20 protein-coding genes are annotated in these 19068 nt (G+C 65.8%); 5 read left to right on the forward strand and 15 right to left on the reverse strand.

Features of this window, described 5'->3' with window-relative positions; all coding sequences use genetic code 11:
* Positions 1-23: 23 nt before the first annotated feature.
* The 4 genes from FNB15_RS07665 (at position 24) to FNB15_RS07680 (ending at position 2348) form a co-directional block, all read left to right on the forward strand.
* Positions 24-614, forward strand: coding sequence for a DUF3501 family protein (locus tag FNB15_RS07665; protein ID WP_144068136.1), 591 nt, complete (start codon positions 24-26; stop codon positions 612-614).
* Positions 615-691: 77 nt separating this feature from the next.
* The gene (locus FNB15_RS07670; RefSeq protein WP_144068137.1) at positions 692-1123 is read left to right on the forward strand and encodes a VOC family protein; all 432 of its coding nucleotides are present in this window, start codon (positions 692-694) and stop codon (positions 1121-1123) included.
* A 135-nt stretch (positions 1124-1258) separates the two neighbouring features.
* Positions 1259-1675 carry a hypothetical protein gene (locus FNB15_RS07675; protein ID WP_144068138.1) on the forward strand — a complete coding sequence of 139 codons (417 nt, stop codon included), beginning with the start codon at positions 1259-1261 and terminating at the stop codon, positions 1673-1675.
* Between the two features lie 64 nt (positions 1676-1739).
* Positions 1740-2348, forward strand: a complete 609-nt coding sequence (locus tag FNB15_RS07680; RefSeq protein WP_144068139.1) for a pyridoxamine 5'-phosphate oxidase family protein — start codon at positions 1740-1742, stop codon at positions 2346-2348.
* On the opposite strand, the gene FNB15_RS07685 is transcribed toward FNB15_RS07680, so the two are convergent.
* The 6 genes from FNB15_RS07685 to cobA all read right to left on the reverse strand — a co-directional run bounded on the left by FNB15_RS07685 (position 2345) and on the right by cobA (position 7152).
* The gene (locus tag FNB15_RS07685) at positions 2345-2854 is read right to left on the reverse strand and encodes a group III truncated hemoglobin (protein WP_246068819.1); all 510 of its coding nucleotides are present in this window, start codon (positions 2852-2854) and stop codon (positions 2345-2347) included. The genes FNB15_RS07680 and FNB15_RS07685 overlap by 4 nt on opposite strands.
* 69 nt (positions 2855-2923) lie before the next feature.
* Complete coding sequence (locus tag FNB15_RS07690; protein WP_246068820.1) at positions 2924-3586, reverse strand: SH3 domain-containing protein; 663 nt, start codon at positions 3584-3586, stop codon at positions 2924-2926.
* Positions 3587-3696: 110 nt separating this feature from the next.
* Positions 3697-4503 (reverse strand): GAF domain-containing protein, encoded by an 807-nt coding sequence (locus FNB15_RS07695; protein WP_144068140.1) that lies wholly within the window; start codon positions 4501-4503, stop codon positions 3697-3699.
* The gene (locus tag FNB15_RS07700; RefSeq protein ID WP_144068141.1) at positions 4500-4967 is read right to left on the reverse strand and encodes a PAS domain-containing protein; all 468 of its coding nucleotides are present in this window, start codon (positions 4965-4967) and stop codon (positions 4500-4502) included. The genes FNB15_RS07695 and FNB15_RS07700 overlap by 4 nt, the downstream gene beginning before the upstream one ends.
* Before the next feature lie 77 nt (positions 4968-5044).
* A complete protein-coding gene (locus FNB15_RS07705) occupies positions 5045-6355 on the reverse strand; it encodes a cobyrinic acid a,c-diamide synthase CobB (protein ID WP_144068142.1) in 1311 nt (436 codons plus the stop codon).
* Entirely contained in the window at positions 6337-7152 is an 816-nt protein-coding gene (gene cobA, locus FNB15_RS07710) for a uroporphyrinogen-III C-methyltransferase (RefSeq protein WP_144068143.1), read from the reverse strand. The genes FNB15_RS07705 and cobA overlap by 19 nt, the downstream gene beginning before the upstream one ends.
* Positions 7153-7213: 61 nt before the next feature.
* On the opposite strand from cobA, the gene FNB15_RS07715 reads away from it, so the two are divergent.
* Positions 7214-7978 (forward strand): cobalt-precorrin-6A reductase, encoded by a 765-nt coding sequence (locus FNB15_RS07715; protein WP_185973761.1) that lies wholly within the window; start codon positions 7214-7216, stop codon positions 7976-7978.
* A gap of 74 nt (positions 7979-8052) precedes the next feature.
* On the opposite strand, the gene cobM is transcribed toward FNB15_RS07715, so the two are convergent.
* From cobM to cobN, 9 genes are read right to left on the reverse strand one after another with little or no spacing between them, the layout of a single operon-like run.
* A complete protein-coding gene (gene cobM / locus FNB15_RS07720; RefSeq protein WP_144068144.1) occupies positions 8053-8832 on the reverse strand; it encodes a precorrin-4 C(11)-methyltransferase in 780 nt (259 codons plus the stop codon).
* Complete coding sequence (gene cobJ / locus FNB15_RS07725; RefSeq protein ID WP_144068145.1) at positions 8829-10634, reverse strand: precorrin-3B C(17)-methyltransferase; 1806 nt, start codon at positions 10632-10634, stop codon at positions 8829-8831. The genes cobM and cobJ overlap by 4 nt, the downstream gene beginning before the upstream one ends.
* On the reverse strand, positions 10631-11350 hold the full coding sequence (gene cobI / locus FNB15_RS07730) for a precorrin-2 C(20)-methyltransferase (protein ID WP_185973762.1): 720 nt from the start codon (positions 11348-11350) through the stop codon (positions 10631-10633). The genes cobJ and cobI overlap by 4 nt, the downstream gene beginning before the upstream one ends.
* Positions 11347-12552, reverse strand: coding sequence for a precorrin-6y C5,15-methyltransferase (decarboxylating) subunit CbiE (cbiE, locus tag FNB15_RS07735; RefSeq protein ID WP_144068147.1), 1206 nt, complete (start codon positions 12550-12552; stop codon positions 11347-11349). The genes cobI and cbiE overlap by 4 nt, the downstream gene beginning before the upstream one ends.
* Positions 12552-13205: a precorrin-8X methylmutase gene (locus FNB15_RS07740; RefSeq protein ID WP_144068148.1), complete on the reverse strand. Its 654-nt coding sequence runs from the start codon at positions 13203-13205 to the stop codon at positions 12552-12554. Before FNB15_RS07740 ends, cbiE begins: the two co-directional genes overlap by 1 nt.
* Positions 13206-13212: 7 nt before the next feature.
* Positions 13213-14238, reverse strand: coding sequence for a sirohydrochlorin chelatase (locus FNB15_RS07745; protein WP_144068149.1), 1026 nt, complete (start codon positions 14236-14238; stop codon positions 13213-13215).
* Between the two features lie 20 nt (positions 14239-14258).
* Positions 14259-14642 (reverse strand): RidA family protein, encoded by a 384-nt coding sequence (locus FNB15_RS07750; protein WP_221932764.1) that lies wholly within the window; start codon positions 14640-14642, stop codon positions 14259-14261.
* A complete protein-coding gene (gene cobO / locus FNB15_RS07755) occupies positions 14639-15265 on the reverse strand; it encodes a cob(I)yrinic acid a,c-diamide adenosyltransferase (RefSeq protein WP_144068150.1) in 627 nt (208 codons plus the stop codon). The genes FNB15_RS07750 and cobO overlap by 4 nt, the downstream gene beginning before the upstream one ends.
* A complete protein-coding gene (gene cobN, locus FNB15_RS07760) occupies positions 15262-19044 on the reverse strand; it encodes a cobaltochelatase subunit CobN (protein ID WP_144068151.1) in 3783 nt (1260 codons plus the stop codon). Before cobN ends, cobO begins: the two co-directional genes overlap by 4 nt.
* Positions 19045-19068: the final 24 nt, after the last annotated feature.

Genomic DNA, 19068 nt, shown 5'->3' on the forward strand with positions numbered 1-19068 from the left:
CATCCGGCACACAGGAGAGCGTCATGAGTTTGAAGACCACCATCACCCGCGCCGACATTCTGTCGATGGACGAGTTCATCAAGGTACGCAAGGACAAGCGTAGCGAGATCGTCGCCATCAAGAAAAACCGCCGTGTCGGCGTCGGTCCGTTCTGCACCTTCTATTTCGAGAATTACGCCACCATGTGGTGGCAGATTCACGAGATGCTGTTCATCGAGAAGGGTGGGGAGGAGCAGATCAAGGACGAACTGCATGCCTATGCGCCGCTGATCCCCAAGGGCAGCGAACTGGTCTGCACCTTCATGATCGAGGTCGACGATCCGGTGCGACGTCCGGCCGTACTGGGGCAGCTGACCAATGTCGACCAGATGGTGGTGCTGGAATTCGGCAGCCATAAGGTGAAGTCGGTGCCCGAGGATGACGCCGAGCGCAACCGCGAGGACGGCAAGACCTCCTCGGTGCATTTCCTGCGTTTTCCCTTCACGGCCGAGCAGGTGGCTGCCTTCAAGGTCGCCGGCACGCGCGTGCTGCTGGCCGTCGAGCATCCCAATTACGGCCATATTGCCGTGATGCCGGAAACGGTGCGCGAAAGCCTGGCCGGGGATTTCGCCTAGATACGCCTTTTCTCCCCGGATCAAAGCGCGGCGCTGTGGGTTACACGCAGGCGCTTTACGATCCGGAGGAGAGACATATGCGGCTTCATCGCGGCCGGCTGATCGACCATGTGCAACTGGTGGTGAAAGACCTTGCCACCGCGCGGCGGTTCTACGAGGCCGCCTTCGAGGCGCTCGGCCTCAAAGTCGAGGGCGAAGGTCCCGGTTTCTTTTTCTGCGACGAGTTCTTCGTCAGCAGCCCTGAGGCGCACGAGGATTTCCACCTCACCGGCCGTGCTCACCTGGCGTTCCAGGCCCAGGACCAGACCATGGTGCACCGGTTTCACGCCGCCGTGCTGGCGGCCGGCGGCAAGGACAATGGCGCGCCGGGCTTCCGCGACAAATATCATCCCGGCTATTACGCCGCCTTTGCCATCGATCCCGATGGCAACAATATCGAGGCAGTGTTCCATGGCCTGGCCACCCGCTCGGCCCCCAGCATCGTGATCGTGCCGCATCCCAAGGCGTAATTACTGGGCTTAGATATCTGGGCCAGTCCCGCGTAGTCTGGTGGTGCGGGCGCCGGCTTTCGACCTTGGCCAATATTGTACGGCCTGGGCTGGAGCCATATGCTGGTGTCGGCCTCAGCGACCCGAGGTGGACCCATGACGCCCCATTCCTACGTCCTTCTCACCACCATCCTGCTGCTCTTCCCGCTGGGCTACCTGTTCCTGGCCTGTCCGGCATTTTTGCTGGTGCGGCTCAGTATCCCCAAGGTGTCGGTGCTGCTGCGCGCAATGTTCCGCGGCTATTTCTGGATGCTGCTGATTGTCAGTCCGCTGGCGATGCTGGCTTATGCGGTGGCCGGCAAGCTGGGCCCGGCCTTCGGCATGGGCGTGCTGACGACGGCTGCGTTCTTTGCGCATCGCTGGTTCCTGCGCAATTTCGACATCGCCCTGCAGGCCCGCGATTCCGGCGATGCCGGCGCGGTGCGGAAGCTGCGCCGCCTGCATGTCTCGGCCATGCTGGTCAACTCCGTGGTGCTCGCCGGCGTGATCCTCGGCATCCCCTACATCATCTGACGCTTCCTGCATCGCGCATCGCCGGTATACTGGGCCGGTGATATCCTGGCGCCCGGAGCCGGCCATGACCGTTCTCGACACCGAAGCTTCCTTACGCGACTGCTACGACCAGCCCAACGAGATGGTGCAGAAGAAAATCCTGCACCGGCTGGATAAACATGCGCGCGCCTTCATTGCGCTGTCGCCCTTCGCGGTGCTGGCGACGCATGGCCCGGACGGCAGCGATGCTTCGCCGCGCGGCGATGCGCCGGGCTTTGTGCGTGTCGAGGATGACACGACCCTGCTGCTGCCGGACCGGCGCGGCAACAACCTGATCGATTCACTTCGCAATGTCGTGGCGTCGCCCGATGTCGGGCTGCTTTTTATGGTACCGGGCATCAACGAAACGCTGCGCGTCAACGGCACGGCAAGGGTGATCACCGATGCGGCACGGCTGCAGCCGATGAGCGCGCAGGGCAAGGTGCCGGCCTCGGCGCTGGAGATCAGCGTGCGCGAAGTCTATTTCCATTGCGGCAAGGCGATGATCCGTTCGGATCTGTGGAATGCCGAGAAGCATGTGCCGCGTTCCAGTTTCCCCACGCTGGGCCGCGTGATCGCCGATCAGGTCGCCGGCGTGGATGCCGAGGCGGCGGACGTCAATCTGGCGGAGAGTTACAAGAGCCGGCTCTATTAGGCCGGTTCGCTTTTTACCGGCCCGAGCCAGTCGGGCATCTCGCCACGGTTGAAGCGGATGCCGTGCACGAAGGACTGCGCGATCTTTTCGGCACGGTTGACGAACAGGGCCGCCGCCTGCGGCGGGCAGACCTCGGCGGCGGTGGCACGGAACAGTTCGAGCCAGCGGTCAAAATGCGGCTGGTCCAGTCGCGGCATGCCCTGTTCGCCGCGCCTGGCGTCCAGGATCAGATGCGCCGCCATCGGCCGGCCGGAATAACGCCCGGTCATCAGCACCACCGACGACCAGAAATCCACCATGTTGGCCAGATGCCTGTCCCAGCGGTCTTCGATGGCGCCATTGAAGATCGGGCCGAGCACCTCGTCCTCGCGGATGCGGGCATAGAAGCCATGCACCATCCTGTGCACCATCGCCTCGTCGATGCCGACCTGCGCGCCGGGCGCAAGGGCGGCGCGGCGGGCCTGGCGTTCGGCGAGCGTGCTGTCGGTTTCGTCCTGGTGGGCCATCGGAGCGATGATAGGACGGCCCGGGGCGATGCATAGGGGGAGCTGCCGGGCCGCGACCGGTTGCCGCAGTCAGTCGAACACTTCGGCGGGATACAGGCCCCAGAGATAACTGCGCGGCATCCAGCCTTTGGTACCGGCGATCTCCACCTGGCACCACATCGCATCGGGGCATTTGCGCAGGCGCGCCTGCACGCCGGTTTCGGCGGTCAGCAGCACGTCCGTATCCGCGTCCGGTTTGCGATACAGGGATCGCATGCCGCCTTCGACCACGGCATAGCGTTTGCCCGAGGTCAGGTTCTTGTGTACCCAGGTCTCGGTGCCGTCATGGTCGCGGATGCGGCGCCAGTATTCGTACTCGGCCACCACTTCCACCGGCAGGCCACGACGCTGGTACTGCCAGGCGATCGGGTAGCGCGAGCCCGGGCCGGTGCGCGCATTCACCTTCTCGGCGGCGAGGCTGACGAAGCGTGGCAGTGGCAGGCCGGAATCGATGCCCTTCTCGGGCAGGTCGGCCGGTTGCGTGCTGGCCTGCAGCGCGGGCGTGGTGGCGATGACGGGCAGAGCTGCCGGCATGACGGTGGCGGGCGCGGTCACAGGCACAGCGCCCGGACTGGCGGAAACCGGGGTCGGCTTCTGGGCCGGCGTCGGCGTCTTCGCCTGGGCCAGCGCTGGCCACGGGGCGAACGACGGGACGAGCAGAGCGGCCAGAACGAAGGCGAAGCGCGACAACATGAAAGCGGTGACTAGCCCAGAACTGGCAAAGGAAGGGTTAAGACCGAATCGGAACTCAGCAGGCGGATGGTAGCAGGGGCGAGTCAGGCTGCAAGCAAATGATACGCCCCTCAGGTCTGGGCGGGCGCCACCACGAAGCCGTCGCCATCACGATAGATCGCCAGTGTCACGGCCTCCATCGGCAGCTGCATGTCGCGCCGGCCGGACTTCAGCATTGCCTCGGTCGACCAGGCCTCTTCCGGCAGTCCGAGCGCCGTGGTCAGTTCGATGCCAGGATCGGGCCAGCTGGGACAGATGGCGGCAAAGGCGTCGTTGAAGAAGGTGAGTTCGCCATGTGCGTTCAGCAGCGCCAGCGGATCGGGGACAGCCTGCATCGCTGCCTCGCAGCGCTCGGCCAGGCTGCGGCTGACATCCAGGTCCTGGCGCAGCGCGCGGACGGTGATGGCGGTGAGCGCCAGCTTGGCCAGCTGCGCCAGCCTGCCACGTTCGCCGTCATCGAAGCTGCTGCGTGGTTCCGGGCCCAGAATGCAGACTGTGCCGATGGTATAGCCGCTCGGCAGCATGATGGGCGCGCCGGCATAAAAGCGGATGAAGGGCGGTCCGGTCACCAGCGGATTGTCATGAAAACGCTCATCCTGGCTGGCGTCCAGAATGACGAAGACATCTTCCTGCAGGATGGCATGGCCGCAAAAGGATACCGAGCGGGGTGTTTCGAACGCTTCAAGGCCGATGCGGGCCTTGAACCACTGGCGTTCGGCATCGACCAGGGTGACCAGACAGGTCGGTATGTCGAACAGCGTCTGGCCGATCTGCACGATGGCGTCGAAATCCGGTTCGGCGATGGTATCCAGCAGAGGCAGGGCATGCAGGGCCGCGAGGCGGAACGGCTCGTCGCCGGGTTTGCGTGGCGGGATCATTTGAAAGCCCTTTTCCAGTCGATGCCGGCGAGGTCATAGATGGTATGGATGATACGGACGTGCAGCCTGGCATCGCAGAACGGCAGCATCAGCATCTCGAAATCCGGGGCGCCGTGGCTGCCGCGGTTGCGCCGCACTTCCGGCTGCCGGGCGGTGACGATGCGATGATAAGGCGCCGTCACGGCCGCGCGCGTCACCGGCGAGCGCAGTTCGGCAAAGCGCATGCCCGGCTTGCAGTCGGGGATGATGTTGGTCAGGTGCAGGCCGATATGCTTGAACACCGGGCCGCCCTCGGCCGGCAGCAGTACGGCGGCGGAACTGGCACTGGACTCTTCGACCGTCTCGACGCTGGCGAAGGCGTTGTAGTCGGTGACGCTCGGCATCAGAAAGTTGCCGCGATAATGAATCCAGTCCTGGTGCAGCTGGCGCAGTTTCGGCGAGAGGATGTCGATCCAGTTGATCATCTGACCCGTGGTGAGACTCGGACTGACGGGAGTTTAGCGCGACGGAGTCCCTCGGCAAGCCCAGGTTTCCCGGAGGTTCATTCCCGGTCGATCAGATGCAGGTAGCTGCCGAACACGTTGCCCTTGCGGCAACCGGACGGGCCGAGTGCTGTGCCGGTGGCATCCTCGGCGCTGAATAGCGGCATGGTGTTGCTGCTGTCACCGATCTGCATCGAATAGTGGAATTCGTGGCCGCGAAAACGACTGCCCTTTGCGCCCAGCGGCGAATCGGCCAATGCCGTGATACGGCGATAGCCCAGCTGGCGTTTGCGCTGCGCGAAGCTGGTCGCCACCGGCAGCAGCCCGGCCATGGCATGTTCATGGCCGTCCGCATCGGTCAGGCTGCGGCCCAGCAGCATGAAGCCGCCGCATTCGCCATAGATCGCGACGTTACGCATGGCGGCGGCGCGCAAGGCTTGCAGCAAAGCTGCGTTGCCGGCCAGCCGCCCGGCGTGCAGTTCGGGATAGCCGCCGGGCAGGAAAATCGCATCGCAGTCCTGCGCCGGCGCTTCATCCTGCAACGGCGAGAAGAAACTGAGCTCGGCGCCCTGGCTGCGCCAGCCCTGCAGCAGATGCGGATAGCTGAAGGCAAAGGCGGTGTCGCGTGCCACGGCGATATGCTGGCCCAGTGGCGGCAGCGGACACAACACGGTCTCCGCCTGCACGGCCAGTGGCCGGACGATGTGTTCGAGCATCGCGCGATCGAGATGACGGTGCAGCCAGTCCGCCGCCGTGTCGAGGAAGAAATCGAGATCGGTATGCTCGCCGGCCTGCACCAGGCCAAGATGCCGGCCGGGCAGCGCGAGATCGCCCTGTGGCGGCAATGCCGCCAGCACCGGCATGTCGATCTGCTGCAGCGCCGCGCGCAGCAACGCCTCATGCCGCGGTGACGCGACGCGGTTGAGGATCACGCCGGCGACGGTCACATCCTGGCGCAGGCTGCGGAAGCCATGCGCCAATGCTGCCACCGACTGGCTCTGGCGCGCGGCATCGATCACCAGGATCACCGGCAGGCCCAGCATGGCGGCGAGGTCGGCGGTCGAGCCCGTGCCGCTGGCGGCGCCATCGAATAATCCCATCACGCCTTCGATGATCGCAAGATCCACATCCTGCGCGCCGGTGGTGATCGCAGCCGCGATGGTGTCGGGCCGCATGGCGAAAGGGTCGAGATTGTAGCAGGGGCGGCCGGCGCCGGCGGCACGATGGAAGGCGCCGTCGATATAGTCGGGTCCGGTCTTGAACGGCGCGACGATGCGGCCTTCGCGCGCCAGCAGGCGCAGCAGCGCCAGGGTCACGGTGGTTTTGCCGCTGCCCGAAGCGGGCGCGCCGATTACGAGGCCGCCTGGCATGACGAGTTCAGGGTTGCCTGCAGGTCGCTGCGGCCGAAGGCGGCGTGCAGATCGACCACCTCGCCGACCACCAGCAAGGCTGGCGGCGCGATGCCGGCGGCCTGCGCATCGGCACAGATGCGGCCGAGTGTGCTGGTCAGCACGCGCATCTGCGGCAGCGTGGCATCCTGCACCAGGGCGGCGGGGCGGTCGCCGCTCAAGCCCGCATGGCGAAGCTTGGCGACCAGGAGGTCGAGATGCTTCATCGCCATATAGATCACCAGCACCGGCGAGGCGCGCACCATCGCCGCCCAGTCGAGGCTGTCGGGTACTTCACCACTCGCGTTATGCCCGGTCAGGAAGGTGACGCAGGAATTGGTGTCGCGATGGGTCAGCGGGATGCCGGCATAGGCCAGGCCGCCGATGCCGGCGGAAATGCCGGGGATGATGCGAAAGGGAATGCCTGACTCATGCAAGGCCAGCGCCTCTTCCGCGCCACGGCCGAACACGAAGGGATCGCCGCCCTTCAGCCGCAGCACGCGCTTGCCGGCCTGCGCCAGTTCCACCAGCCGCAGCGAGATGTCGCGCTGTTTCGGCGACGGCTTGCCGCCACGCTTGCCGGCATATTCGAGGATGGCATTGGGTCGCGCACAGCGCAGGATCGCCTCGCCCACCAGCGCGTCGTAGATCACCACATCGGCCTGGTTCAGCGCATTCACGGCATGCAGGGTCAGCAGGCCCGGATCACCGGGGCCGGCACCGGCCAGCCAGACCCAGCCGGGCTGGAAAACGGGCATATCGAGGGCGGGCAGCTGCATGCGGCGCAGGGTACAGCAGGTTGCCAGACGTGTATACTTGGGCGGTCTGAACGGAGGTGACATGGCGCGGCTGCGCAACCTGCTGCTGCTCGGCGGTACCGGCGAGGCGCTGCGTCTGGCGCGCGAGCTGTATGGCCATGGCCGCGTGCGCTGCATCTCCTCGCTGGCCGGCCGCACAGAGTCTCCGGAAAAGCCGCCGGGCGATCTGCGCATCGGCGGCTTCGGCGGCCTCGATGGCCTGAGCGAGTATCTTGCCACCGAGAAGATCGACCTGGTGCTGGATGCCACGCATCCCTTCGCGTCGCAGATGGCGCGGCATGCGCATGAGGCCTGCAGGCTGCTCGGCATTCCGCGCGCCAAGCTGGTGCGCCCGGCCTGGGTTGCAGCGCCAGGCGACCGCTGGAGCATGATGCCCAGTATCGCGGCAGCGGCGGTGTTCCTGCGTTTCCATCCGGCGCAGCGAATCTTTCTCGCGCTCGGCCGGCAGGATCTCGGCGCTTTCGTGCCGCTGAGCGAAGAGGAAACGCGACCACGCTGGTTTCTGACCCGCAGCATCGATCCGCCCGGTGAGGGCGTCGCGCTGCCGAAGGGCGAACATCTGCTGGCACGCGGGCCGTTCACGCCCGATGACGAAAAGGCACTGATGCAGCAGCATCGCATCGACCTGCTGGTGACGCGCAATTCCGGCGGTTCGGCCGCCAAGATCGCGGCAGCGGCCGAACTGCATCTGCCAGTGCTGATGATCGAACGCCCGCCGCTGCCGCCGGGCGAGAGGCTTGACTCGGTCGGCGCCGCGCTGAGCTGGATCAATCTCCACGCGGTTTAACCCACTATCGTCATACCGGGCTTGACCCGGCATCCCATTTACTGGGACCCCGGCTCAAGGCCGGGGTGACAAGGTTATTTTGAGGGTTTCTTCTTCTTCCCCGGTCGCAGCACATGCACATGCCTGGGGTCATACAGCGCGCTGTCGCGGAACTCGGCCGCCTCGTCCAGCACGCGGCCGACCAGGATCAGCGCCGTGCGGGTGATCTTGGCCGCGCGGACTTTCGCTGCAATCGTCGACAGCGTTCCGCGGATGATCTCCTGGTCGGGCCAGGTGGCGCGCACGACGACGGCCACAGGGCAGTCCGCGCCGTAATACGGCGTCAGTTCCTCCACCACATGTTTCATGTTGCGGATCGACAGGTGGATCGCCAGGGTCGCATTCGTCCTGCCGAAATTGGCCAGCGTCTCGCCCTTGGGCATGTCCGACGACTTCATCGTCGTGCGGGTCAGGATCACACTCTGCGCTATATCGGGCAGCGTGAGTTCGGTCTGCAAGGCGGCGGCTGCGGCCGCGAAAGCAGGCACGCCGGGCGTGATCGTGTAGGGGATGCCGAGCGCCTTCAGGCGTCTGATCTGTTCGGCAATGGCGCCATACAGGGACGGATCGCCGGAATGCACCCGCGCGACATCCTGTTTTTTCAGATGCGCCGCTTCGATCTCGGCCATGATCTCGTTCAGGTCCAGCGGCGCGGTGTCGATCACGCGCGCAGCCCTGGGCGCCAGCGCGACGACCTCCTTCGGCACCAGCGAGCCGGCGTAGAGACAGACCTTGCACTTCCTTATGAGTGCCGCACCACGCAGGGTGATCAGGTCCGGTGCGCCGGGGCCGGCGCCGATGAAATGCACGGTCATTCGGTGAACTTCTTCTCGTAACCGCGCGGCGTATAGGCGAAGCGGCGGCCGTCGGGCAGTTCGATGGCGCGGCTGACCGACGAGCCCACCAGCACCACAGTCAGCATGTCGACCTTGTCGATGTCGAGTTCGTTGAGCGTGGTCAGGGTCACGCGTTCGCCTTCGCGTCCGAGGTTGCGCGCCAGCACGACTGGCGTTTCGGCGGGGCGGTGCTGCAGCAGGATGTCTTTTGCCATTTCCAGCTGGTGGCGGCGGCGCTGCGACACCGGATTGTAGAAGGCGATCACGAAGTCGGCTTCGGCCGCTGCTTTGATACGTTCGAGAATCGCCTCCAGCGGCGTCAGCAGGTCTGACAGCGAGATCGTGCAGAAATCGTGGCCGAGCAGCGCGCCCGAACGTGCCGCGGCCGCCTGCAATGCGGAAATGCCGGGCGCGATCTGCACAGCGACACGCGCCCAGTCTTTGCGCTCTGGCTCTTTCTCCAGCAGGGCAAAGACCAGCGTTGCCATCGCATAGATGCCGGGATCGCCCGAGCAGACCAGCGCCACGCGCTTACCCGTTGCCGCGAGATCAAGTGCCGCGCGCACGCGCACTTCCTCCTCGCCCAGTTCATAGCGATGCAGCACCTTGCCGGCTTGCAACTGCGGATAGAGATCGAGATAGAGGCCATAACCGACCCAGTCGGTCGCCTCAGCCAGTGCGATGCGTGCTTCCGGCGTCAGCCACATCGCATCGCCCGGCCCGGTGCCGACGACATGCAGTTCGCCGCGCGGATTGCCACGCGTGGCACCGTCGAAGGGTGCGGGTGCCAGGGCAAAAGCGCAGGTGGCGTGGTCTGATTTGCGTTTCGGCACGATCAGTTCGGCCTCGGGCCCGGCGGCCGCCAGCGCGGCGCCCTCGGCGACACCATGGGTGCCGACTTCGGCAAACACCACATCGGAGGGGGTCTGCATGCGCGGAGTCTCAGAGTCCAGCGTCGCGGCATCGAAGACGCGGAACGGCACGCCGAACCATTTCGCCAGTTCCTGCATGGCCGGTTCGTCGGCCTTGAGGTCGAGTGAATAAATGCCACTGATGCTGTCGCGTGCGATGCCTTCGGCGTCGATCACGCCCTGCACCAGGCGGATCAGTTCGACGGGTTTGGTGTTGCGTTCGCAGCCGACGCCGATGGCGATGCTGCGCGGATGATAGACCAGATGTTCCGGGCTGCCGTCTTCGCTGCGATGGGTCACCTCGATCAGCAGGGCGCCGTCGTCGTTGCGGATCGGCAGGTTGCTGCCAGCCAGCCAGGGCGCGTTGCCCTTGATGCGGATGCCGCCGCCCCGCAGCAGCGTTGCCATCACGCCTTTCGCATCCTGCGGATTGGCCAGCGTGTAGCCGTCGGGCGGTTCATCCAGCCCGAGGCCGAAGGCAAGATCGCCGGCCGTGGTGATGGCGGGAATGCCCTGCAGCACGGTGGCGATGCGGCGGCTGAGCAGATTGGCGCCGTGATGCCCGCCCAGCAGCGGCACAACGCTGGAGCCATCGGATGCCACCGCGATCAGCGGCGGCTCGGTCTGCTTGTCGGCCAGATGCGGCGCCACGGCGCGGATCAGAATCCCGGCGGCGCAGATGCCGATCACCGGCCGGCCAGACTGGAACAGCTGCGCAATCGTCTCGGTGACCTTGCCGAGCGGCAGGGCATGCTGGAGCGCGGCCTCGTCGGGCGCATAGACCTCCCAGGCCGGGAAGGCGGTCATCAGCGCCTGCGCAGCATTGCGCGCATGCGGCGTCAGCAGAACAAGGGCGGGTTTCCCACTCAACTCTGAAACTCCATGAAATGCTGCTCACCCCGACGATGCACCAGGATCATGGCGAAATAGGGAATGCTGGCCGGATCGACCTCGGCCAGTGGCAGGATGCGCTGCTCAGGCATGGTGGCGCGTTCGATATAATGCGCATTGCCGGCCAGTCCGAGTTCCTTCAGCAGCGCGACGATACGCGGGCCATGGCGGCCGAGTTTGATGATGGCGGCGGCATCGGTGTGCAGCAGCTTGGCGCCGATGGTCTCGTCGTCGAGCGGTGCGGGGATCACGGTCAGCACATCGTTGCGCGACACCAGCGGATGTTTCAGCGCGGCAGCGCAGGCGGTCAGCGATGACACGCCGGGCACCACCTCGACCGGGAAGTCTTCCGCCAGCCGGCCGAACAGATACATGAAGGAGCCATAGAGGAACGGATCGCCCTCGCAGAGCACGGCAATGCTGCGCCCGGCGGCCAGATGCGCAGCAAGGTCCTCGGCGGCCTGCTCATACACGGCCTGCGCCGGAAAGCGCGCCACGGTCAGCGGCATGCGGATGGCGATCTCGGTCTGGCCACCTTTCAGATGCGGGGCCACGATGCGCCGCGCCAGGCTGTCGCCGGCTTCCGGCGCCGGATAGGCCACCACATCGGCAGCCTGCAGAATCCGCAGCGCCTTCAGCGTGATCAGTTCCGGATCGCCCGGACCGATGCCGAGGCCATACAATGTCCCGCTCATTCTTTCGTTACGCTCCACTGGGTCACCGGCATCATGGCATGCCAGCCATGAAAACGGCCCACGGGCTCGGCGCGTTGCACGGAAAAGCGCGCGAGATCGCCGCCATGGTCGCGGCGCGCCTGTTCCAGCACGCTTTCGCCTTCCAGCGTGACGACATTGGCGACCAGCCGTCCGCCGGGTTTCAGGGCCTGCCAGCAGCGCTCGATCAGGCCCTCGGTGGTGATGCCGCCGCCGATGAATACCGCGTCGGGGTCTGGCAGGCCGTTCAGCGCATCGGGCACGCTGCCGGATTTTATCTCGAGCTGCGGCACGCCGAGCGCCAGTGCATTCTGCGCGATCATGCTGCGGCGCGCGTCCTTGTTCTCGATGGCAATCGCGCGGTTGCGACGGTCGGCGCGCAGCCATTCGATCGAGATCGAGCCCGAACCAGCCCCGACATCCCAGAGCAGGTCGCCCGGGAATGGTGACAGGCGCGCGAGCGTGACGGCGCGGATCTCGCGCTTGGTGATGTTGCCGTCATGCAGATAGAGATCGTCTTCCAGCCCCGCCAGCCGCGTCAGGCCGGGACCGTCGCGCACTTCGACCGCCAGCAGGTTGAGATCGGCGCAAGTCTTGTGCGGCCAGTCTTTCGCCGTGCCGGTCAGGCTGTTGTCCTGCGCGCCACCCAGATGTTCGAGAAGGGTGAGCTGCGCGCTGCCGAAGCCGCGCCTGACCAGATAGTCGGCGATCTTCGCCGGCGCCGCGCCGTTTTCCGTCAGCAGCAGCAGGCGCGCGCCAGGTGTCAGAAACGGCGCCAGCAGATCAAGCGGGCGCCCATGTAATGAAAGGCAGTCAACGGCATCGAGCGGCCAGAGCAGGCGTGCCGCCGCCAGCGAAAACGCGCCCGGATGCGGCACCACGGTGATCTCGGCGGCGGGAATGCGTTTGGCCAGCGTCGCGCCGATGCCGAACCACATCGGATCGCCGCTCGCCAGCACGCAGGTGCGCCGGCCCTTGTACTGCTGCGCGAGACCATCGGCCTGCGCCAGCAGCTGCGACGCGGCCCAGGCGATGCGTTCCTGATCCTGTTGCTGCGGGATCATGGCAAGATGCCGCTCACCACCGATCAGCAGATCGGCGCTTTGCACCAGCGTTCGCGCGGCGGCAGACAGGCCATCCAGCCCGTCCTCGCCAATACCGATAATGCTGAGCCATTTCTGCATTAGGCCGGCTCCCAGGTGGCCAGCGCATTGATCGCGGCCGCGGCAATGGCGCTGCCGCCACGCCGGCCTTTCAGCGTCGCGTAAGCCACGCCCGCGGGTGCGCTGTCGATCAGCGCCTGTTTCGATTCTGCCGCGCCGACATAGCCGACCGGGAAACCAAGAATGGCGGCCGGTTTTGGTGCGCCTTCGTTGTTGAGCAGTTCGAGCAGGCGGAACAAAGCGGTCGGCGCATTGCCGATCACCACCACGGCTCCCTCGAGATGGGGAAGCCATAACTCAACAGCTGCAGCCGAACGGGTGATCTGCTTTGTCTGGCCGATAGCACGCGCTTCGGGCGTGTTGAGGAAGCTCAGCACCTTGTTGTCGGCAGGCAGGCGCGAGCGGATCACGCCATAGGCCACCATATCGACATCACTCAGGATCGGCTTGCCGCTCTGTAAAGCGCGATGCACTGCATGGGGCAAGTCCGGCGTCCAGGCAATGTCGGAGAGAATCTCGGGCATGGCGCAGGCATGAATCAGACGCAGCGCCATTTCATCGATGCCGGGCGGCAGGCCGGACAGGTCAACCTCGGCGCGGATCATCTCGAAGCTCCGGCGATAGATCGCATCGGGATCGCGCAGGTAGTCGTATGTTACCGCCGGTTCCGTCATCGCCGCATCACTTGCCGTTCAGCGTGCGCGGACCAAGCGGATGGTCGGCATGCGGATAAGGGTGATGGCCGTGCCCGTCATGATCATGACCGTGATGGGCGTGGTCGTGCCCGTGATCATGGTTGTGCCCGGTGCCGATGCCCTCGACATGGTGGTGGTGGCTTTCCTGCGCCAGGCCGACCTCGTCCTCGAAGCCGAGCACCTGGGCGCGGTATTTGCACATCTGGCAGTTCATGTTGTTGCTGCCGGCGAGAATCTCCTGCAGCCGGTCCTCGAACACCTCCAGCACCAGCGGATGGTCATTCAGGTAGCCGGCCTTGATGAATTCGATCTCCGGATGCCGGGCTGCCACATGATCGGTCGCCTCATAGATGCGTTCGACCAGGATGCCGGTGAACAGGAAATACGGGAAGATGATGACGCGCTTGTAGCCCAGCCTGGCGACATGCTCGAGCGAGGGCTGCACCAGCGGGAAGGTGACGCCGGAATAGGCGGTCTCGCCCCAGCCGAAACCGAAGCCCTCCCACAGCATCCGCATCACCTTGGCGATGTTGGAATTGGCATCCGGATCCGACGTGCCGCGACCGACCACCACCAGGCATGTCTCGTGCCGGCCGATGCCTTCGCCGGCGGTGTTCAGCGCCTGCTGAACCCGGTCGCCGGCGGCGCGCAGCATCTTGAGGTCGAGGCCGAGATCGCGGCCATAGGAAATACTGACGTCAGTGTGCTCGGTCTGATAGCGGTTCAGCACGCTCGGGATGTCGTTCTTGGCATGGCCGGCCGCCATCAGCATGCCGGGCAGCGCGAGAATGCGGCTGTTGCCCCTGGCCCGCAGATTGTCCAGTCCGGTGCGGATGATCGGCGTGGCGAATTCCAGGAAGCCGAAATCGACATCGTATTGCGGCAGGCGGCGCTTCATATGGGCGGCGAGCGCGGTGAATTCGGCCACGGCGCGCGCGTCGCGGCTGCCATGGCCGCAGAGCATCACGCCGGTTTTCTGGAACGGATTGTCGATCGGGGGCTTCTGGAACATGGGGCTGGTCATGGGGCGGACTATGCCATCGCTATGGCTTCGATTTCCAGCAGCCAGTCGCTGACCAGCGTCTGGGTCACAATTCCGCTGGAGGCGCATTTGCGGTCGCCGAGGATTTCGTTGCGGATCTTGCGGTTCGGTATCAACTGGCTGTGATCGGTCAGGAAACTGGTGGTCTTGACCAGGTTGTCGAAACTCATGCCGGCCTCTGCCAGCACCGCCTCGATGTTGCGCCAGCAGTTGCGCGCCTGGCTCTCGAAATCCGGCGGCAGGCTGCCGTCGGGCGCAACGCCGATCTGCCCGCTGATGAACAGGATGCGCTGGCCTTCGGTGACCAGGCAGCCATGGGCATACTGGCCGACCGGAGCGGCGATGGATTTCGGATCGAGCAACTCGCGTTTCAAAACTCGATTCCTTTCTGGGCTTTCACGCCGGCCTGGAAGGGATGCTTCACTTCCGTCATCTCGGTCACCAGGTCGGCGGCCTCGATCAGTTCCGGCTTGGCGTTACGTCCGGTCACCACGATATGCAGGTTCGGCGGACGGTTTTTCAGCACCTCTACCACCTCGCCCAAATCGAGATAGTCGTAGCGCAGCACGATGTTCAGTTCATCGAGGACCAGCAGGTCGAAGTCCGGCGGGTCTTTTCTGGCGGCCTCGATCATGCGTTTGGCTTCGGTCCAGGCAGCAGTGGCGGCGGCGATGTCGCGCGCGCGATCCTGCGTATTCCAGGTGAAGCCTTCGCCCATCGCCTTGATCTCGACCTGGTCGGGAAACATCTCCAGCACCGGGCGTTCGCCGGTCTGCCACGCGCCTTTCACGAACTGCACGATGCCGATGCGGAAACCATTACCGATGGCGCGCATCGCCAGGCCGAAGGCAGCCGTCGATTTGCCCTTGCCCTTGCCGGTATGCACCATGAGAAGGCCCTTCTCGATGGTCTTGCCGGCCATGATCTTCGCCTTGGCTTCCTGGCGCTTCCTGGCCTTTTCATTGGCGCGCGTGTTTTCGTCTTCAGCTTCGCTCATGCTGCCAGCATCCTGTCCAGAGTGTCCGCTGTTGAATTCGCCCTGGGCCGCCATAACCCGCGGCGGATGGCCTCGCGGAAGCGTGCGGCGATCTCGCGTGCGCCGGCCGGGTTGTTGGTTTCGAGAAATGCGCGCGTGTCCGCATCGGCCAGATAGGCATCATACAGCGCGTCGAACTGGTGATCGCGCACCAGGCCTGTCGTGGCGGCAAACGCAAAGAGATAATCCACCGTGGCGGCGATCTCGAAGGCGCCCTTGTAGCCATGACGCTTCACGCCGGCGATCCATTTCGGATTGGCGGCACGGCCGCGCACGACGCGGGCGATCTCTTCTTCCAGCCGGAGGATGCGCGGCGCCTCGGGGCGCGAATGGTCGTTGTGATACGCGGCCGGCGCGGCGCCTGAGGCATACTGAACAGCCGCCACCGCGCCACCCTCGAACTGGTAATAGTCATCCGAGTCGAGCAGGTCATGCTCGCGGTTATCCTGGTTCTGCACCACCGTATCGATGCCGCTCAGGCGCTGGGTGAACACTTCCGCATCGGCGATGCCTTCCGCGTTCCCGCCATAGGCATAGCCGCCCCAGGCGATATAGGCCCTGGCCAGATCGGCGGTATCAGTCCAGCCGCCTTCATCGATGATCGCCTGCAGGCCCGCGCCATAGGCACCGGGCTGCGCACCGAACACGCGGTAGCCGGCGCGGCGCATGGCCTCTTCCGCGGTCAGGCCGCGGCCGATCATCACGGCGGCCTCGTCCTTCACGCGCTCGGCCAGCGGATTGACTTCCGGCGGTTCGTCCAGCGCCTGCACGGCGCGGCTGGCGGCGTCGAACAGCGCCAGCTGCGCGGGGAAGGCATCGCGGAAAAAGCCGCTGATCTTCAGGGTCACGTCGATGCGCGGACGGTCCAGCAGATCCGGCGGCACGATCTCGAAACCGGTGACGCGGCCAGAGGCCGGCTCCCAGGTCGGGCGCGCGCCGATGAGGGCCAGCGCCTGCGCGATATCGTCGCCGCCGGTGCGCATGTTGGCGGTGCCCCAGGCGTTGAGAAGGATCGCGCGCGGCCATTCGCCATGGTCCTGGCGATGGCGTTGCAGCAGTGCATCGGCCGACTGCCAGCCCAGTGTCCAGGCCGTCGGCGTCGGCAGGCTGCGCGCATCCAGCGAGTAGAAGTTGCGCCCGGTCGGCAGCACTTCCGGCCGGCCGCGCGTCGGTGCGCCGCTCGGGCCCGGCGGCACGAAACGGCTGTCCAGTCCGCGCAGCAGGTTTTCGATCTCGGCGCGGCCGCAGCCCAGCACCGCGCCGCGCAGGTTATAGTCGATGTCCTGCAGCACGGCTTTTGTCGCCGTCCAGCCTTCGTCGGGCAGCCGCCGGTCGGCGACCAGCTGCTTGGCCAGAATCTCCAGCCGCTCGATGGTGTCGCCATGGCTGCGCCAGCTGCCCGGGGCGAGATCCGCCAGCACGGCCGGCTGCGGGCCCTCCCACACGGCCGCATAGTCGGTGCCGAGCGGATCGAAGCCCCTGTTCGGCTCATTCAGGCCGAGGTCGGAGCTCAGCGCGCGCAGGATCGAGGCGCGGCCGCCTTTGCCGTCGCCGCGCGGCAGCCGCACCAGCGCCACCAGCAGATCGATCAGCTGCTCGCCATGCGGCTTCACGCCATAGACATGCAGCCCGTCGCGGATCTGCAGCTCCTTCAGGTCGCAGAGATGGTTGTCGAGCTTCAGCAGTGCCGAGTCCGTCGCTTCGCCGGTCTGGATGTCGCAATCGGCATCGAGCCCGAGGCGGCGCGCCTCGGCGATGATGCGTTCGGCCAGCAGCGGCAGGCGGCGGCGATCCAGTCCGGCGGCTTCGTAATATTCATCGACCAGCTGCTCGAGGCCGGCGAGGTCGCCATAGATTTCGGCGCGGGTCAGCGGCGGCGTCAGGTGGTCGAGGATCACGGCCGAGGTGCGGCGCTTGGCCTGCGTGCCTTCGCCGGGATCGTTGACGATGAAGGGATACAGCTGCGGCAGCGCGCCGAACACCGCTTCCGGGTAGCAGTCCTCGGAGAGAGCCAGCGCCTTGCCCGGCAGCCATTCGAGATTGCCATGCTTGCCGAAATGGATCACCGCATCGGCGCCGAAACTTTCGCGCAGCCAGGCATAGGCCGCGAAATAGTGGTGCGGCGGCACCAGGTCGGGATCGTGATAGCTGCGCGTCGGGTCGATATTGTAGCCGCGCGCCGGCTGGATCATCACCACCACATTGCCGAGCGGCAGCACCGGCAGGGCGAAACCATTGCCGCCATCGGGGCCGGCATCGATATGCGGATCGTCTTCCGGTTCGCCCCAGCGTGCGCTGACGGCGGCGCGGATCGTGGCCGGCAATGTCTCGAAGAAGCGGCGATACAGCGCCAGCGGATAGACCACGCGCACGCGGCGGCCGGCCAGCGCGGCAAAATCGTTGGTCACGCCTTCGATCAGGGATTCGATCAGCCGGTTGCCGCTCACGGGAAGCGCGTTCAGCTCGTAGCCGGCATCCTTCATGGCGCGCAGCACTTCGACCACGCTCTGCGGCGTATCGAGGCCGACGCCGTTGCCGATGCGGCCGTCGCGATTGGGATAATTCGCCATCACCACGGCGATCTTGCGTTCGGCCGGCGACAGGCGGCCGAGCCGCGACCAGGCGCAGGCCAGCCGGGCCACATAGGCGCAACGGCCATGATCGGGCTGCAGCCGAACGATGCTGCATTCGGTGCGGGTGTCGAACTGCGCCTCGGCCTTGAAGGCGACGGCGCGGGTCATGATGCGGCCGTCGATTTCCGGCAAAGCGACGGCGATGGCAAGATCGCGCGGATTGAGGCCGCGCGTGGAGGTGGCCCAGTCCTCGCGCGGCTGCGTGGCGAACACGACTTGCAATACAGGGCAATCGCATTGCCCGAGCGGATCATCCGTGCCGCTGTCGCCTCCCGTCGGATTTCCCAGCGCAAAGCTGGTCGCATTCAGGATCACGTCGGGCAGCGCATGATCCAGCAGCGTGCCGACGATATCGGCTGACATGCGGTCCTTCAGGCTGGTGACAAAGATCGGCAGCGGATTGAGGCCCTCGGCCGACAGCGCCTGGACCAGCGCATCGATGGCAGCCAGATCGCCGGCCTGCATCAGCGCGCGGTAGAACACGATGGCGGCCACCGGACGCAGGCCATGATGCAGCGCATTCCATTGCGGCCGCAGGCTGTCGAGATCGGGATCGTGCAGGCCCGGCCAGTAGATGCCGGCGGCCGGCAGCGGCCGTGCCGGCGGCGGGTCTTCATCATGGCCGATCAGCGCGGCTGCGCGGCGCAGGCAGTTCTGCAGGTTTTCAATGCCGCCTTCGCGGAAATAGTCGAACAGTGCCGCGCGGCTGCCGTCATCGACGGTGGAGAAGCCATCCAGCCCCGGATCGGGCTGGCGGTCGCCCGGCAGGAAGGCCAGCAGGATGCCGCGCGCGCGACAGAGATCGCTCAACCGTTCGACACCATAGGTCCAGTAGCTCTGGCCGCCGAGCAGGCGCACGATCACCAGCCTGGCATGCTGGATCACGCTCTCGACGTAAAGATCGACCGCGTAAGGGTGGCCGAGCTGCAGCAGGTTGGCGAGCCGCAGGCGCGGGAAGTCGTCGGGCAGGCCGGACAGCGCGCTGCTCAGCGCCGCCAGTTCGGTATCGGCGGCCGAGAGGATGACAATGTCGCCGGGCGTCTGGCCCAGATCGACTGCACCATCGGTCGTCGCCGTGCCGCCGGGTATGGCATTGAGCAGATGCACGGCGGCGCGCTCCCGGCACCGGGC

Source organism: Ferrovibrio terrae (assembly GCF_007197755.1).
GTDB lineage: Bacteria > Pseudomonadota > Alphaproteobacteria > Ferrovibrionales > Ferrovibrionaceae > Ferrovibrio > Ferrovibrio terrae.